The sequence below is a fragment of the Erwinia sp. HDF1-3R genome, from assembly GCF_039621855.1.
GTDB lineage: Bacteria > Pseudomonadota > Gammaproteobacteria > Enterobacterales > Enterobacteriaceae > Erwinia.
In genome coordinates, this window is record NZ_CP155071.1 from 3,412,599 (window position 1) to 3,429,074 (window position 16,476).

The 16,476-nt window shown below is 57.1% G+C and carries 14 protein-coding genes and 1 pseudogene; 3 read left to right on the forward strand and 12 right to left on the reverse strand.

The features are described from left to right. Positions 1–45: 45 nt before the first annotated feature. The 9 genes from purF to pdxB all read right to left on the reverse strand — a co-directional run bounded on the left by purF (position 46) and on the right by pdxB (position 9,544). Entirely contained in the window at positions 46–1,563 is a 1,518-nt protein-coding gene (gene purF, locus AAGR22_RS15470) for an amidophosphoribosyltransferase (RefSeq protein ID WP_067705740.1), read from the reverse strand. A 36-nt stretch (positions 1,564–1,599) separates the two neighbouring features. After that, positions 1,600–2,085, reverse strand: coding sequence for a colicin V production protein (cvpA, locus tag AAGR22_RS15475; RefSeq protein ID WP_067705742.1), 486 nt, complete (start codon positions 2,083–2,085; stop codon positions 1,600–1,602). Positions 2,086–2,634: 549 nt separating this feature from the next. Continuing rightward, complete coding sequence (dedD, locus tag AAGR22_RS15480; protein WP_345828380.1) at positions 2,635–3,390, reverse strand: cell division protein DedD; 756 nt, start codon at positions 3,388–3,390, stop codon at positions 2,635–2,637. Next, on the reverse strand, positions 3,380–4,642 hold the full coding sequence (gene folC, locus AAGR22_RS15485) for a bifunctional tetrahydrofolate synthase/dihydrofolate synthase (RefSeq protein WP_345828382.1): 1,263 nt from the start codon (positions 4,640–4,642) through the stop codon (positions 3,380–3,382). Before folC ends, dedD begins: the two co-directional genes overlap by 11 nt. A gap of 61 nt (positions 4,643–4,703) precedes the next feature. Beyond that, positions 4,704–5,615 carry an acetyl-CoA carboxylase, carboxyltransferase subunit beta gene (gene accD, locus AAGR22_RS15490; protein WP_067705746.1) on the reverse strand — a complete coding sequence of 304 codons (912 nt, stop codon included), beginning with the start codon at positions 5,613–5,615 and terminating at the stop codon, positions 4,704–4,706. Positions 5,616–5,760: 145 nt separating this feature from the next. Then, positions 5,761–6,426, reverse strand: coding sequence for a DedA family protein (locus AAGR22_RS15495; protein ID WP_067705747.1), 666 nt, complete (start codon positions 6,424–6,426; stop codon positions 5,761–5,763). A 29-nt stretch (positions 6,427–6,455) separates the two neighbouring features. Further along, positions 6,456–7,271, reverse strand: a complete 816-nt coding sequence (truA, locus tag AAGR22_RS15500) for a tRNA pseudouridine(38-40) synthase TruA (protein ID WP_067705749.1) — start codon at positions 7,269–7,271, stop codon at positions 6,456–6,458. Next, on the reverse strand, positions 7,271–8,281 hold the full coding sequence (locus AAGR22_RS15505) for an aspartate-semialdehyde dehydrogenase (protein WP_067705751.1): 1,011 nt from the start codon (positions 8,279–8,281) through the stop codon (positions 7,271–7,273). The genes truA and AAGR22_RS15505 overlap by 1 nt, the downstream gene beginning before the upstream one ends. A gap of 84 nt (positions 8,282–8,365) precedes the next feature. Continuing rightward, the gene (pdxB, locus tag AAGR22_RS15510) at positions 8,366–9,544 is read right to left on the reverse strand and encodes a 4-phosphoerythronate dehydrogenase PdxB (protein WP_345828387.1); all 1,179 of its coding nucleotides are present in this window, start codon (positions 9,542–9,544) and stop codon (positions 8,366–8,368) included. A gap of 139 nt (positions 9,545–9,683) precedes the next feature. On the opposite strand from pdxB, the gene AAGR22_RS15515 reads away from it, so the two are divergent. Both AAGR22_RS15515 and flk read left to right on the forward strand, forming a co-directional pair. Beyond that, complete coding sequence (locus tag AAGR22_RS15515; RefSeq protein ID WP_345828389.1) at positions 9,684–10,595, forward strand: DMT family transporter; 912 nt, start codon at positions 9,684–9,686, stop codon at positions 10,593–10,595. A gap of 169 nt (positions 10,596–10,764) precedes the next feature. Next, positions 10,765–11,802, forward strand: a complete 1,038-nt coding sequence (gene flk, locus AAGR22_RS15520; RefSeq protein ID WP_067705755.1) for a flagella biosynthesis regulator Flk — start codon at positions 10,765–10,767, stop codon at positions 11,800–11,802. Between the two features lie 15 nt (positions 11,803–11,817). Here flk and AAGR22_RS15525 read toward each other — a convergent pair whose 3' ends face one another. Further along, complete coding sequence (locus AAGR22_RS15525; RefSeq protein ID WP_345828392.1) at positions 11,818–12,267, reverse strand: rhodanese-like domain-containing protein; 450 nt, start codon at positions 12,265–12,267, stop codon at positions 11,818–11,820. Between the two features lie 89 nt (positions 12,268–12,356). Between AAGR22_RS15525 and AAGR22_RS15530 the strand changes: the two are divergent. Further along, positions 12,357–13,790 (forward strand): annotated as a pseudogene (locus tag AAGR22_RS15530) (PLP-dependent aminotransferase family protein). On the opposite strand, the gene AAGR22_RS15535 reads toward AAGR22_RS15530, so the two are convergent. Together AAGR22_RS15535 and fabB are read right to left on the reverse strand one after the other, a co-directional pair. Beyond that, complete coding sequence (locus AAGR22_RS15535; protein ID WP_345828394.1) at positions 13,784–14,956, reverse strand: MFS transporter; 1,173 nt, start codon at positions 14,954–14,956, stop codon at positions 13,784–13,786. The pseudogene AAGR22_RS15530 and the gene AAGR22_RS15535 sit on opposite strands and share 7 nt — an antisense overlap. A gap of 219 nt (positions 14,957–15,175) precedes the next feature. Then, positions 15,176–16,396 carry a beta-ketoacyl-ACP synthase I gene (gene fabB / locus AAGR22_RS15540; RefSeq protein ID WP_067705765.1) on the reverse strand — a complete coding sequence of 407 codons (1,221 nt, stop codon included), beginning with the start codon at positions 16,394–16,396 and terminating at the stop codon, positions 15,176–15,178. Positions 16,397–16,476 lie beyond the last annotated feature (80 nt).

Consider the following 16,476-nt stretch of genomic DNA (forward strand, 5'->3'; position numbering starts at 1 on the left):
AATCGCTTCCAGCCCATCAACTCTGTTGCACTCTCGCTAAGGGTATTAGCCTTCGTTGTGCATTTCCAGGTTTTCTACTTCATTCTGACGCGCCATTGCTTTGGCATCGTCATTGCGTAACGACTGGAGATACTCAAGATAGCGCTGATCGACATCTTTGGTCACGTAGATACCGTTGAAGACCGAGCACTCAAACTGAACGATATCCGGGTTTTCTTCACGTACGGCTTCGATCAGGTCATCCAGATCCTGGAACACCAGCGCATCTGCACCAATTAGCTGGCGGATCTCTTCCACTTCACGTCCGTGCGCAATCAGTTCCGTCGCGCTGGGCATATCAATGCCATAGACGTTAGGGAAACGCACTTCCGGTGCCGCTGAGGCAAGGTAGACTTTTTTCGCGCCTGCCTCACGGGCCATCTCGATAATCTGTTCGGAGGTGGTCCCACGCACGATGGAATCATCAACCAGCAGGACGTTCTTGCCGCGAAACTCCGCGCGGTTAGCGTTCAGCTTACGGCGCACGGCGCTGCGGCGCTGGTGCTGCCCCGGCATGATAAAGGTGCGGCCGACATAGCGGTTTTTAACAAAGCCCTGACGATACGGCTTGTCGAGGATACGGGCGATCTCCAGCGCGATATCGCAGGAGGTTTCCGGAATGGGGATCACCACATCAATATCCAGATCTTCCCACTCACGGGCGATTTTCGCGCCCAGTTTGGTGCCCATGCGCACCCGTGCACTGTAGACGGAGATTTTGTCCAGGAACGAGTCCGGGCGGGCAAAATAGACGTACTCAAACAGGCAGGGATTGAATTTCGGGTTTTCCGCGCACTGACGGGTGAAAAGCTGGCCCTTCTCGGTTACATAGACCGCTTCGCCCGGCGCCACATCGCGCAGGAATTCAAAGCCCAGGGTATCCAGCGCCACGCTCTCAGAGGCCACCATATATTCACAGCGACCGTCCTGCATGCCGCGTTTGCCGATAACCAGCGGGCGAATGCCGTTAGGATCGCGGAAAGCGACCAGGCCATGGCCAATAATCATTGCCACGCAGGCATAAGCGCCGCGAACGTGCTGATGCACGGCCGCAACCGCCGAAAAAATATTCTCTGCTTCCAGCGGGTAGTGCTGAAAACGATCCAGCTCCTGCGCAAAGATATTCAGCAGGATTTCAGAATCGGAGGTGGTATTCACGTGACGACGACCGCTTTCAAACAGCGCGCGGCGCAGTTCGTGGGCATTGGTCAGGTTACCATTATGCGCAAGTGTGATGCCGAAAGGCGAGTTGACGTAGAAGGGCTGCGCTTCAGAAGCACTTGAGCTTCCGGCAGTAGGATAGCGTACGTGGCCAATCCCCATATTCCCCTGCAAACGCTGCATATGGCGGGCTTCAAATACATCGCTAACCAGACCGTTTGCTTTACGCAGGCGGAAGCAATTCAGTGCATCGATGGTGACAATGCCAGCGGCATCCTGCCCACGGTGCTGTAGCACCGTTAACGCGTCATAAATCGACTGGTTGACCGGCATAAAACCGGCGATTCCGACAATACCGCACATAGGGTCATTTCCTCATAAGCCGCAACCCCGGCTCAATTACCGGGGCAAAAAACTCGACGTGCTTTTCAGATAGTCAAAAAACCACCTGATGATGTAGCTGAACTGGGGGACCAGCTGGGACTGTTGCCAGTCCGGGCTTTTAGAAAAGCCGGTGAATGTATCAAGGAAGAACAGCATCGCCGATACGATCAGCACGCCGCGCAACGCCCCGAAACAGACGCCGAGTACCCGGTCAGTACCCGACAGCCCGGTTTTTTCAACCAGTGAACCAATAACGTAGTTGACGATGGCCCCGACTAACAGCGTGGCAACGAACAACACCGCAATAGCGATCCCATTTCTGACCAGTTCATCGTTGAATCCAGTGAGCCAGACGGCCAGGAAGGCGTAATAATGACTGGCGACAAAAAATGCGCATCCCCAGGTGACGAGTGATAAAGCTTCCCGAACGAACCCGCGGATCAGGCTGACCAGTGCCGAAAAACCGACAACCGCAATAATGACGTAATCTATCCAGACCATGAACTCTTCCAGCGACTGTGCCCCTGCCTCAGATCCCGCCTCTTGTTGCCTGTGAGAAACGTGCTTCACTATGCAGAAAAAGAGGACGTAACCGGAGTTCGGGGCGAATTCTAACAGAAAAAGAAAACGTTTGCGTACGGTTTTCCTTTGCCAGTTTAATTAAAATGTTGCGCAAAAATAATACGCACTTATGTCGTCTCTCATCCACTCATGAGGATGCTGCACTCTGATAAAGTAATCATTTGATTCATAATAAATAATGGGGCAACTGGAAGTGATAATGCAAGGGACTCAGGCGCGCGATTAACTGCTTTGTAAGGCTGAGGCTTTTATATTAACAGGTACAGACTAACAGTCCGCGGCGCTGAACAACCCTGCGCAATTCACAGGAGCCCTCAATGTTTCCTGTACCCCAATACCCACGTTGCTAACACTGCTCCTTCATCGCGAGCACCAGCGTGCTTAAGCGGTTCCTTCATACCGCGAGCATTTAAGCTGACCCGCAGCCCCCGGGATTATCCCTGATCCGGAGGTCTGCGAGGCAGGTTATCAGTGCGCGCTGTAGGGTTTAACCACGCCGCCCAGTCCGGAAATTCCCTGTAGCTCACCAACGGCGGCCTGCATTTTCGCTTTGGAGGCGTCGGGGCCGACATAAAGGCGGGTGATTTGCCCCTGGACCGGCGTAGAGGGCTGAGTAAAGGCCCGATAGCCGGACAGACGCAGTTTCGCGACGATCTCATTCACCTTAGCCGCATTTTTCAGTGCGCCCAGCTGTACGACCCAGGCCTGGCCTGACGGCGCGGCTTCCGGCTGCGCTTTCTGGCGCGACTCCGCTACAGTGGTGGATTCATCCTCTGCTGCGGTCCGCGGCTTTTCAACCGGCTTAGGCGCAGGCTTTTCAACCGGTTTCGGTTTTTCCACCGGCTTCGGTTTTTCGACAGGCTTCGGCTTTTCAACCGGCTTCGGCTGTGCGGCAGGTTTAGATGGCTGGACCGAAGGCGGTGCGACCACATCCGGCTCGTTTACCGACTGCGGCGCCGTTGAACCGCTCTCAGCCTGTGAGCTGTTCTCACTGTTGCTGCCCATCGTCGCGGCACCTTCCGGCGGCTGGGCGGGCAGCGGCTGTGTTACCGACGGAACCATATCGGTTTCCTGCTGATCGCCCGGTTTTGGCACCAGCGGGATTGCCGCAAACTCTTCTTTATAGTGCTTCTTTTTACCGTCCAGCAGCCCTGGCAGCACGATCACGCCCAGCGCCACAATGATGATGGTTCCGACTAAACGGTTCTGAAACTTACTTGCCACTGCCGTTCTCCGCTTCTATCGTTTCCATTACCTGAGCTACGGTATGGAATGAGCCACATACCAGTACAATATCCTGTTCCGCTGCCTGCTTCAGTGCCTGGTGATATGCGTCAGCCACGCTGGGAAATGCCTTCGCCGCGGGCAGATACGCCATTAGCTGTTCAGCCGTGGCACCGCGCGGCCCATCAAGAGGCGCGCAGTACCAGCTATCGATCACCGGGCTGAGGCAGGCCAGCGTACCGGCGATGTCTTTGTCGTGCAGCATACCGACCACTGCATGGGTCCTGCCGACGTCAGGCAGCTCGCCTAATCGTTCGGCGAGGTAAGCCGCCGCATGAGGATTATGCGCCACGTCAAGGATTACCCGTGGCCCCTGTGCGACGGTCTGGAAGCGCCCCGGTAACACGGCCTTAGCCAGCCATTCGCGCAGGATAGCCTCATCCACTTTCAGCGGCGATGCACGCAGCGCAGCCAGCGCCGTCGCCGCATTGGGTAAAGGCACCTGCGGCAGCGGCAGCCCGCTCAGCGTACCCTGTGCATCGCTGAACGACCAGCAGTGCGCTTGGGCGGTATATGACCAGTCATGACCCCGCCGGAATAAATGCGCCCCCAGTGAATCAGCCACTTCTGCGATAGTGTCTGGCATATCGGGCTCGCCCACGATGGCGGGTTTGCCGGCACGGAACACGCCCGCCTTTTCACGACCAATACTTTCCCGATCCGGCCCAAGCCAGTCGGTATGGTCGAGCGCGATGCTGGTGATCACGGCCACATCCGAATCTACAATATTGGTGGCATCAAGACGGCCACCCAGCCCGACCTCAAGGATCACCACGTCAAGTGCCGCACGTTTAAACAGCCACAGGGCGGAAAGCGTGCCGTATTCAAACCAGGTCAGCGAGGTTTCACCGCGCCCTGCCTCGATATCGACAAAGGATGCAATATGCTCAGATTCAGCCAGCTCTTCGCCCTGAATACGCACGCGCTCGGTATAGCGAACCAGATGGGGCGAACTGAAGACGCCAACGCGATAGCCAGCCGCCATCAGCAGCGTTTCCAGCATACGACAGGTTGTGCCTTTGCCATTGGTTCCCGCGACGGTGAAAACAAAAGGGGCGGGGGTAAGCAGGTCGAGCGAGGTAGCCACGCGCTGTACGCGTGCCAGCCCGAGTTCGATAGCCTGAGAATGTAAATTCTCAAGATAATGAAGCCACGTGGCCAGGGGCGACGTGGCTTGAGGAAGATTATCCATGTGTCCCGTTCACAACGTTACGGTGCATTGGGGAAAGGGCTTGCGCCCTTTCGGGAATCAATCAGGCCTCGTGGCTCTGAGGTGCATCTTCGACCACCTCTTGCGGGGCGTCTTCATGCGGCTCTGGCAGATTCATCATCTTGGCCAGAATCGTCGCCAGCTTAAAGCGCATCACCGGGCGGCGCACGATCATATCAATCGCGCCTTTTTCGATTAGGAACTCGCTGCGCTGGAAGCCAGGCGGCAGCTTCTCGCGCACGGTTTGTTCGATAACGCGCGGGCCAGCAAAACCGATCAGCGCTTTAGGTTCAGCGATATTCAGATCGCCCAGCATGGCGAAACTGGCAGAAACGCCGCCCATGGTCGGGTCGGTCAGTACGGAGATATAAGGAAGCCCCCGCGCCTGCATTTTTGCCAGCGCGGCGCTGGTTTTCGCCATCTGCATCAGCGACATCAGCGCTTCCTGCATACGGGCACCACCGGAGGCTGAAAAACAGATCATCGGGCAGTTGTCTTCCAGCGCCTGCTCAACCGCACGAACAAAACGCGCGCCGACCACCGAGCCCATCGATCCACCCATAAAGGAGAACTCAAAGGCAGCAGCGACTACGGGCATATCGTACAGCGTGCCTTTCATGACGATCAGAGCATCTTTTTCACCGGTGTCTTTCTGAGCCGCTGAAAGACGGTCTTTGTACTTTTTAGAATCCCTGAACTTGAGCAAATCCTTCGGCTCCAGCTCGCTGCCCAGCTCAACCATCGAGCCTTCATCCAGCACGCTGTGCAGACGATCGCGACCATGCATACGCATGTGGTGGTCGCATTTCGGGCAAACTTCAAGATTACGTTCCAGCTCGGCGCGGTAGAGAACCTGGCCGCAGCTGTCACACTTGGTCCAGACACCTTCCGGAATACTGGATTTGCGCGTTGGGGAGATTGTGCTCTTATTGAGAATTCGTTCAATCCAGCTCATTGATGACCTTTCTGTTTGAACCTGGCTTAACCAGTTTTCTTTTTCCACGCCGCAGCAGCAGCGCAGACCGTAAATGTCGCTCATTAAACCATAACCGCCCGACGCTGTGGATAAAAATCTGGCCGTCGGGCACGTGTTTAATGCATTACGACTGCGATTTAGGCGGCTTTGCAGCACGCCGGTGACGCAGAACCTCTATGACGCCCGGCAGAATAGAGACCAGGATTATCGCCACAATCAGATAATGAATATTCTTCTGTACCGCTGGCAGGTTACCAAAGAAGTAGCCCGCGTAGGAAAACAGCAGCACCCAAAGCAGTCCGCCCGTCACATTAAACAGCGCGAAGTGGCGGTAGGACATTTTACCCATACCGGCCACAAAGGGGGCAAAAGTGCGAACAATTGGAACAAAGCGCGCAAGAATAATCGTTTTCCCGCCGTGGCGCTCGTAAAACTGATGCGTTTTATCCAGATAGCTACGACGGAAGATTTTCGACGAAGGGTTGCTGAACAGCCTGTCGCCAAATAAACGCCCGATGGTGTAGTTCACCGCGTCACCCAGAATGGCGGCAATGCACAGCAGCAGCGCCATCATATGCACATTCAGCGCACTGTCGGGTATTGCCGCCAGCGCGCCCGCCACGAACAACAGCGAGTCGCCCGGCAGGAATGGCGTAACCACCAGGCCGGTTTCACAAAACAGGATAAGGAACAGAATGGCGTAGATCCAGATGCCGTACTGCGCAACCATAGCCTGTAGATGAACATCAATGTGCAGAATAAAATCAATCAGGGTGTGAATCATTTCCATACTTGTTTCCCTAATACTTCGGACCAGGATTAATCCACGAGGAACAGCGGTCCCATCGGCGGACGAGGTAAATCATAGCGTTCGGGATAATCGACCGCCACCAGGTAGAGCCCTTCCGCCCTGCCGGTTGCGGCAGCCAGCTTGCGATCTTTTGCCGCCAGCAGTTCTGCCATCCAGCTTTCCGGCTGATTCCCACAGCCTACTTCCATCAGGCTGCCGACGATGTTGCGTACCATATGATGCACAAAGGCGTTCGCCTTGATATCTACCACCACGTAGGCTCCGTAGCGGCTGACGGTCAGGTGCATCAGGTTGCGCCAGGGCGTACGCGACTGGCACTGTACCGCGCGAAATGACGTGAAGTCATTCTCACCCAGCAGGCACTGACCGGCACGCTGCATTTTTTCAACATCCAGAGGATGATAAAAGTGGGTCACGCCGCCGTGCAGGATCGCCGGGCGCAGACGCCGGTTATAGATAACATAGCGATAGCGGCGCGCCGTGGCGCTGAAGCGGGCGTGAAAATCATCCGGCACCGCTTTGACCCAGCGAACGGCTATGTCAGGCGGCAGGTTAGCATTCACGCCCAGCGTCCAGGCCGCATCCTTGCGCACCGACGTGGTTTCAAAATGTACCACCTGGCCGGTGCCGTGAACGCCCGCATCGGTGCGGCCCGCGCAGAAAACGCTGACCGGATGATTCGCCACCGCCGCCAGCGCTTTTTCCAGCTTTTCCTGGACGCTTCTCACTTCCTGCTGCCGCTGCCAGCCATAATAGCGGCTACCGTCATATTCAATGCCGAGCGCCACTTTATGTGACGGCTGCGGCAGTCCCGCGTCTGACATCAGTACAGATACTCCTGCACCAGCTTCTCGGCGGTTTTAATCGCCATCAGCGCGCCACCAAAACGCACGTTGTCTGACACTGACCAGAACTGCACCATTTCAGGTATGCCGTAATCATTACGTACGCATCCCAGATTGAGCTGAGCACTCCCGGAGGCATCGCCGACCTGGGTGGGGTAATCGTCCTCGTCAGACAGCAGGATATCCTCCGCCTGCGCAAGCGCGTCTCGTGCTTCCTCAGCCGACATGGGCCGCAGATTTTCGATATGTACTACCTGTGCGTTGCCGTAAAAAACCGGCGCCTGAACCGTGGAAACGGTGATTGGCAGGCCTTCATCCTGAAGAACTTTACGCACCTGATCGACCAGGCGGCGCTCCTGCACTACGCTGCCCTCGGCATCAGGCAGCAGCGGCAGCATATTGAACGCCAGCTGGCGATCGAAAAACGTTTCCTCCGTCGGCAGGCCGTTGAGCAGGCGGGCGCTTTCTCCCGCCAGCGAATCTACGGCGGCTTTGCCGTGCGCCGAGGCGGCAATCAGGCTGGTGACCTGTAAACGACCAAGGCCAGCAACATCAACCAGCGGTTTGATTGCGCACAGCAGCTGACTGGTGACGCTGTCGGCAACGCTGATGATATTGCGGTTGCGGTAGTCGGCCAGCACCTGCGGGTTGACGTCCGGCACCACCAGCGGTACGTCCGGCTCAAGCGCGAACAGATCGCTGGAGTCAATCACCAGGCAGCCGCTGTTCGCCGCCTCATCCGCATAACGTGCCGAGGCCTCACGACCGGCGACGAAAAAGGCCAGCTGCACCTGCGACCAGTCAAATTCATTCGCATCCGTGACCAGCAGTGATTTGCCCTCGTAGCGCAGCGTTTCGCCCGCGCTGCGCTCGCTTGCCAGCGCATACAGCTCACCAACCGGGAACTGACGTTCAGCCAGTAATTCCAGTAAAGCTCTCCCTACTGCGCCTGTCGCGCCCAGTAGCGCGATATTCCAGCCGTCAGACATGTTGGTTTACTCCAGAAATGACATAAAAAATTAAGGGCGGTGCAGTACCGCCCGGAGAAGCATTCTATTCCGTCCGGCCAGCGTTCAGCCTGCGGAAAGCGGATGAAAAACCGCATTAAAACCCAGTTTTTTCAGCAAAAGCGCCGTCTCTTCCACATCGCATCTTACCCGCAGTGAAGACCACTCACGACGCTCAAGATAATTTTTGCGTAGCCGGTCAAACTCTCCCGGTATAGCCGCCACCTTCCGCAGCGGCGCATCATCGCGGCGCACATCATACACCAGATGCACCACTCTTTTTAGCGTTGCCTGATCCAGCCTGCCGTTAAGGGTAATATGGGTAAATTCAGGCGCGGGCAGCAGCGTATCCAGCGCCACCTGCTGCGGCTGGCCGAGCCAGGCCGTCCAGGCTTCAAAGACCTGGGTGGTGCCGCGCGCTTTACCTTCCAGGGTGTATCCGGCTATATGCGCGGTGGCAATATCGACTTTTTCCAGCAGCGGCAGGGAAAGCTCGGGTTCGGGTTCCCACACGTCCAGCACCACGCTGAGATCGCTGCGCTGTTGCAAAACCTTCAGCAGTGCGGCGTTATCCACCACCGGTCCGCGACAGGCGTTGATCAGGATGCTGCCGGGCTTCAGCGCCAGCAGCAGCGCCTCGTCGGCCAGGTGCAGCGTTTTGTACTCACCCTGCTTATAAAGCGGCGTATGGAAGGTGATTATGTCCGCCTGGGCGACCACCGCGTTGAGCGGCAGGAAATCCTCCGGGTCGCCACGCGCGGCGCGCGGCGGGTCACACAGCAGGGTACGAATTCCCAGCGCCTCAAGCCGCGCCTGCAGACGACGGCCAACGTTACCCACGCCGACGATACCTACCGTCCGATCTGTCAGCTGAAAGCCGTCGCGTTCCGCCAGCAGCAGCAGCGCAGAGAAGACATATTCGACCACGGCAATGGCGTTACAGCCGGGGGCAGCCGAAAAGGCAATCCCCTGCTCTTTCAGAAAAACCTCATCAATGTGATCGGTGCCAGCGGTGGCGGTGCCGACAAATTTTACCGGCTTACCGCTCAGCAGCCCGGCATTCACTTTAGTGACCGAACGCACCATCAGTCCATCCGCATCATCCAGCGCTGCCGGGGGGACGGGACGCCCCGGAACCGCCACCACATCACCGGTGCGGCTAAAGAGTTCCCGGGCATAGGGCATATTTTCATCAACGAGGATTTTCACAATCGGTTTCCTGCATAAGCCAGTGAGGGCAGACATTCTGCCACAAACCCGCTAAAGGGATAAGCCTTCGGTGCGGCGGCCCTCTGCGGTAAGGGTAAAGTCGGATTATCAGTATCTGTCCTCTACCTGAGAAGGTTACACTGGTCACCATGATGAACGTAATCCCGGGCTGCCTGTGAATTTCCTGTTCCCTCTGCTGGCCGTATTAATCTGGTCGGTTAACGCAATCGTTAGCAAAGTTTCTGCCGGCGCGATCGATCCCGCCGCCATCTCCTTTTACCGCTGGCTGCTGGCCCTGCTGGTGCTCACGCCGTTTGTATTACCCGGCGCCTGGCGCAATCGTCAGCAGATTAAGCCGCTGTGGTGGAAGCTGCTGGTTCTTGGACTGCTGGGCATGGTGCTGTATCAAAGCCTGGCCTATTACGCTGCGCACAGCGTTAGCGCACTGTTTATGGGGATACTGAACGCGCTGATCCCGCTGCTTACCGTGCTGATCGGAATTGTACTGCTGCGCCTGGCACCCACAATGGGGATCGTCATCGGTAGCCTGCTCTCGTTTGGCGGGCTGGTGTGGCTGGTCAGCGAGGGCCATCCTCAGCGGCTGCTGGCGCAGGGGCTGGGTAAAGGTGAGCTGATGATGTTCGCGGCCTCCACCTCGTATGCCCTTTACGGCGTACTGACGAAGCGCTGGGCGATTGCCCTGCCGGGCTGGCAAAGCCTTTACGTACAGATACTGTTCGGCGTGCTGATGCTGCTGCCCAATTTTCTGCTGGCGCAGGACGTCTCCTTAAATCTGCATAATATCCCGCTGGTGCTATTTGCCGGGATCCCGGCCTCTGTGGTGGCACCTTTCCTGTGGATCCAGGGCATGGTGCGTATGGGTGCCAATACGGCATCTGTTTTTATGAATCTGGCCCCCATTTTTACCGCCATTATTGCCGTGCTTTTTCTGCACGAACAGTTACACAGCTATCACTATATTGGCGGGGGAATTACTCTGCTGGGGGTGATTCTGGCACAGCGACTGCGCACGCCGCTGATGTTCCGGAAGGCATGGGCAGATGGGAATAACCCGCCCCCGCCCTGACGGTGCGTGTCTGCCCGCAGCTGGCAGACCTGCCCCATTTTTCCCGGTACTGAAAATAATTGCCCTGGCAGCCCCTCGCCTCTACCTATCGCAGAGCGGGATTGTTATCATGGTGAATCAACCTTTCCGGCGCGCCCCGGACACAGACCTTTAGTGAAGGATTTTTGCCATGCAACCTCTCAGTGGCCCCGGTGCGCCGATACCCGGCGATCGCTCGACGATCGATGCCAGAACGGATGCCAGTCGCACTGGCCCGGGCGATCAGCCACTGTCTCCCGCGCAGCGCACCACGCTGGAAAGACTGATTGTAAAAATCATGTCGCTCAGCGCGCTGAAATCGCCTGAGCTGTGGGCAGGAATGCGCCACGAAGTCGGTGTAAAGAATGATGCAGGACTGCTGGCGCGCCACTTTCCCGCGGCCGAACAGTTTCTTAATACACGTCTGTCGCAGGTACAAAATACCCACGCCACCCGCCAGCTGTTTCAACAGCTTACCGACCTGCTGCCCGCGGGTAACAATCGCCAGGCAGTCAGCGACTTTATTCGTCAACAGTTTGGTCATACCGTACTTAGCTCGCTGAATCCCGATCAGCTGCGCCAGGTGCTGACGATGCTGCAAAATGGTCAGATGGCTATTCCTCAGCCGCAGCAAAACCGCATTACCGATCGTTCGCTGCTGCCTGCGGAACACCATACGCTTAACCAGCAGATTGCCCGACTGGCGGCGGCGACCGGCGAACAGCCCGTTAAGCTGTGGGCTTCGGTACTCAAAGTCGTCAATCTGCACAGCGGCGATCCGATCCCTTCGCGTCTCTTTCCGCTCCTGACCCAGTATTTACAGGTTAGCCAAACGCTGAGTCAACACGCTGCGCCAACGCTGCCAATGCTGCTGGCCTCGCTGAAAGTGCCCTCTGACCATGCAGAACAGCGGCTGCTGGAAGACGCCAGTCAGCAGCGCTTCCAGCTACCGCCGCAGGCAGTATTAACGCCGTACCAGGCACAGGATTTGATGAATCTGCTGTTTGCGCGTCGAGCCGAACGGCTGAGAGAACAGCCGCTGGCGGACAGTGAGATCCACCCCCAGCCGATTGTGGCGCCGCTATTTGGCTATGTGCCGCAGGTACTGCAACCGATCGTTAATCGCCCGGTATTCACGGCCTTCGCGGTACTGGTGCTGGTTGGCTTTCTGCTGTGGGTCCTTCTCTGAGTTAACCGCTGACCGTTAGCAGCCGCAGTCCCGCACCTGGGACTGCGTGGGCCAGCCCCCTGCCTCCTCCCCCTGTACCAGCGGATGACCGTCGCGCAGCCAGAAATCCAGTCCGCCAATTAACTCTTTTACCCGCAAACCCGCTGACGCCAGCTTCCAGGCCCCTTTGGTTGAACCATTGCAACCAATCCCATCACAATAGGTCACATAGACTTTGTCACGATCCAGCGGTAGCAATGATTCATGCGTCATCGTCCGGTGCGGGAAACTTATCGCACCGCAGATATGCCCGGCCAGATATTGTTCGGTGGATCGTACATCAAGCACAATAATTTCCCGGATCCCATTGGCTAAATCCTGGGCGAGATCCCAGGCGTCGGTATAATGGGAAAGCTTTTCATGCAGCCAGCCTGCACTTTGAGAGGCAGAGGGCGGCGGGAATTGCAGAACGGCAGATCCAGACATAGTGACTTCCTTTATTGAAGGTATCAGGTAATGATACGGGGATATGGCCTTAATACTGATACCCATTTCATGCAGAGGATAAGACCACCGTGGCGCTCACTACCCTGCCGTTGATATCGCTTTTAGCTGCACAGACCGCCCTTACCCTGCGAGAAAAACTCTGTGCAACGCTGCGCCAGCTTATCAACAGTGGCAAAGTAAAGAAGGGAGACCGCCTGCCCTCATCAAGGCTGCTTGCCTGCGATCTCAGCATCTCACGCGTGACCGTGGAGGCCGCTTATAGCCAGTTAGAGAGTGAGGGCTATCTGTATCGCTTAACCGGACGCGGCACCTATGTCGCGATTGTACTTCCGGCTGGCAGAGCGGAGAAAAAAGCGCCCGGTGACGCCAAAATTAGCCTGTCTGCGCGGGGGCGCAGCATCGTTGCAACAGGTGGCTGCACCGATCCTCTCTTTCCCCAGGCATTTGCCGCCGGTTCCCCGGACCTCCGCGCTTTTCCCCATAGCCTCTGGCGGCGGATAACCGCGCAAACGCTTCGTTAGAATGGCGAATCCCTGATGCGCTATGGTTGTCCTCAGGGGCTGCCAGCGTTACGGGAGGCAGTGGCAAACTACCTTGCGCTATCGCGCGGTGTCAGATGCGATCCCGGCCAGGTCATTATCGTTACCAGCTCTCAGCAGGCGCTGCAGATGCTGGCCGTATTACTTTGCGATCCAGGCGACAGGGTGGGAATGGAAGATCCCGGCTATCCGGGAGCGCGTAATGCGTTTATCAGCACCGGGGCTGACAAACGCAGCCTGCCACTTGATAACGATGGGGCAGTGCTTCCGGAAAACACGCGGATGAAACTGGCCTACCTGACGCCGTCCCATCAGTATCCTACCGGCATCACCATGAGCCTCCATCGACGGCTGCAATGGCTGGCATGGGCTCGTGAGCATAATTGCTGGCTGATTGAGGATGATTACGACAGCGAGTTTTATTACGATGCGCCGCCAGTACCTTCATTGCAGGGTCTTGATAACGACGGACGCGTGCTGTATCTGGGGACATTCTCGAAAGTCATGTTCCCCTCGTTAAGGCTGGCGTATCTGGTTGTTCCCTCTTCGCTTGTCGATCCGCTTTGCCGACTGCGCAGCCTGATGGACGGTCACAGTGCGCAATTAATGCAGGCCGTCACCGCCGAATTTATTCATAACGGTCATTTGCAGGCGCATGTGCGATTAATGCGCAGGCTTTACGCCAGTCGCCGCAATCTGCTGCTGGATGAGATTCAGCATAAACTGGGCGACAAGCTGCAGATCATGAGCCGGGGTAATGGGTTACAGCTGGCCGTGACCCTGACCGGCGGGGAAGAAGAAAAATTATCGCAGCAGGCGCGCGCCGATGGGCTATTGCTACCGCGTCTGTCGCCTCTTTATGCCTCAGCGTCGCCGCCACAGGGCTGGCTACTCGGTTTCTCCGCCCTGACGCGAGCGGAGATTATTCATGCCGTCGATAAGCTGGCGCGGTTGCGCTACTGACGGCCGACGGTCATGACTACGGCAATACCCAGCAGCGCGCAGGTAGCGCCAGCGAGATAAACCGAGCCGTAGCCCAGAGATGTTGCGAGGATCCCGGTTAACGGCCCGCTGGCACCGTAGGCGATATCCTGAAAGGCAGAGAAACCGCCCAGCGCCGTGCCGCGTACCTGGGGAGCGACGCGCTTCACCACTTCAACCCCCATCGCCGGGAATACCAGCGAACAGCCACAGCCGGTCAGCGCAGCGCCCGCCAGCGCCATCGTTCCGCTACTGGCAAACCCCAGGATTAGCAGCCCAATGGCTTCAACCAACAGCGAAATTAGCGCCACGCGCACGCCGCCGAAGCGGTCCGGCAATCCGCCAAACAGGACGCGGACCAGAACAAAAGCCAGGCCAAACGCGGTAAGCGCCAGCCCGGCATTGCCCCAGTGCTGACTGGCGAAATAGAGCGAGGTAAAGGTACCAATAACGGCAAAACCCGTCCCCTGGAGCGCCAGCGCACAGCCCGGCGACAGAATTTGCCCAATCACCTTCCACAGCGATGGACGTTCTCCTCCGTGCGTGGGCACGGGTTTGACCCAGACGTTGAACAGCAGAGCGACCAGCGGCAAAAAAATCGTTGCAATGCCCATCGCCAGAAAGCCCCACTGACTGTGAAGCCATAATCCCAGCGGCGCACCGGCCGCAAGCGCGCCGTAAATCGCCATACCGTTCCATGACATCACCTGCCCCGAACGCTTTGGCCCGACCAGACCCATGCCCCAGGTCAGATTCCCGGTAAGCAGCTGGCTTTCGCCAAAGCCCAGCAGCAGCCTGCCCACCACCAGCAGCGCAAACTTTGCCATCACCGGTACTGGCAGCACCGCCGCCAGTACGTAGGCGACCCCAACCAGCGCACAGGCCAGCATGCCCTGTAGCGTCGATCGCTTTGCACCACGCTGATCGGCCAGCCTGCCCGCGTAGCCGCGCGTCAGCAGCGTGGCGAAAAACTGAATGCCGACGGCCACGCCGACCATCACGTTATTCAGCCCGAGCTGCTGATGGACAAACAGCGGAATAACCGGCAGCGCCAGCCCGGCAGTAAGGTAAGTTAAGAATACAGCGAATGAGATACTGCCCAGCGAAACCGTCGCGCTGGCAGGGGATGTGATAGTAACCGCAGACATAGTGTCACGCCTCTCCTTGTAATAACGTAAGGGTGCGTTAACTAGGCGCACCCGTGTTGCCGATGCCGAAGCAGCGGAACGGATGCGTTGGTTAACGTTAAACGCTTACGCAACATCGTGACGACGTTGAAGGCGTTAACTTAAATAAAAAGCGTCTGACTGGCAATAAAAAAAGGGACAGCCCTTACGGACTCTCCCTTTTTTTGCAACCCACGGTGATTACAGCTTGCGCATCACCAGCGTGGCGTTGGTGCCGCCAAAGCCAAAGCTGTTGGACATCACGGTCTTCAGCGTCTGCTCGGTCGGTTTGGTCACGATATTCAGACCCTCAGCAGCAGGATCCAGCTCGTCAATGTTGATGCTCGGGGCAATGAATCCGTGCTCCAGCATCAGTAGTGAGTAGATTGCTTCCTGAACGCCTGCCGCACCCAGTGAGTGGCCAGTCATCGCTTTGGTCGCTGACATCGCAGGCATCGCATCGCTGAACACTTCACGGATTGCGCCAAGCTCTTTCACATCACCCACTGGCGTGGACGTACCGTGCGTATTCAGATAGTCAATTGGGGTATCCACGCCCTGCATCGCCAGTCGCATACAGCGCATTGCGCCTTCGCCAGATGGTGCAACCATGTCCGCACCATCGGAGGTTGCGCCGTAGCCAACCACTTCTGCATAGATGTGAGCGCCACGTGCCAGCGCATGCTCCAGCTCTTCAACCACGACCATGCCGCCGCCGCCTGCAATAACAAAACCATCGCGGCTGGTATCGTAAGTACGGGACGCCAGCTCAGGCGTTTCGTTGTAACGGGTTGAGAGCGCGCCCATTGCGTCGAATTCGCAGGACATTTCCCAGCACAGCTCTTCGCCGCCGCCAGCAAATACCACATCCTGTTTGCCGAGTTGGATCTGCTCAACGGCGTTACCGATACAGTGCGCAGAGGTCGCACAGGCCGAGCTGATGGAGTAGTTGACGCCGTGAATTTTAAACGGGGTTGCCAGGCAGGCGGAAACGCCGGAGGCCATCGCCTTGGTAACCATATAAGGACCCACGCCGCGCAGGCCTTTAGCGCGCATGCCGTCAACGCTGGCTGCCTGGTTGTAAGGTGAACCGCCGCCGGAACCGGCAACCAGTCCCACGCGCGGGTTGTTCTGGTACTGCTCGTTGGTCAGGCCAGAGTCTTTAACCGCTTCCAGCATAGAGATATAAGCATAAATGGACGCGTCACTCATAAAGCGCAGACTTTTGCGATCGATGAGGCTGGCGATTTCGTCTTTAGAAAGTTTGACGTTACCCCAGATGTGACTACGCATGCCGGAATCTTTTAGCTCCTGAGAGAAGGTAATGCCGGAGCGACCTTCACGCAGGGACGTCAGAACTTCCTCCTGGTTATTACCAATGCTGGAGACGATTCCCAGGCCTGTAATCACTGCACGTTTCATTCAATACCTCATAACTTCTATATTAGGATTCGAGGAGCACTTTAGCTTACAGTTGTACGCCGAACAAGTCCGATCAGCAT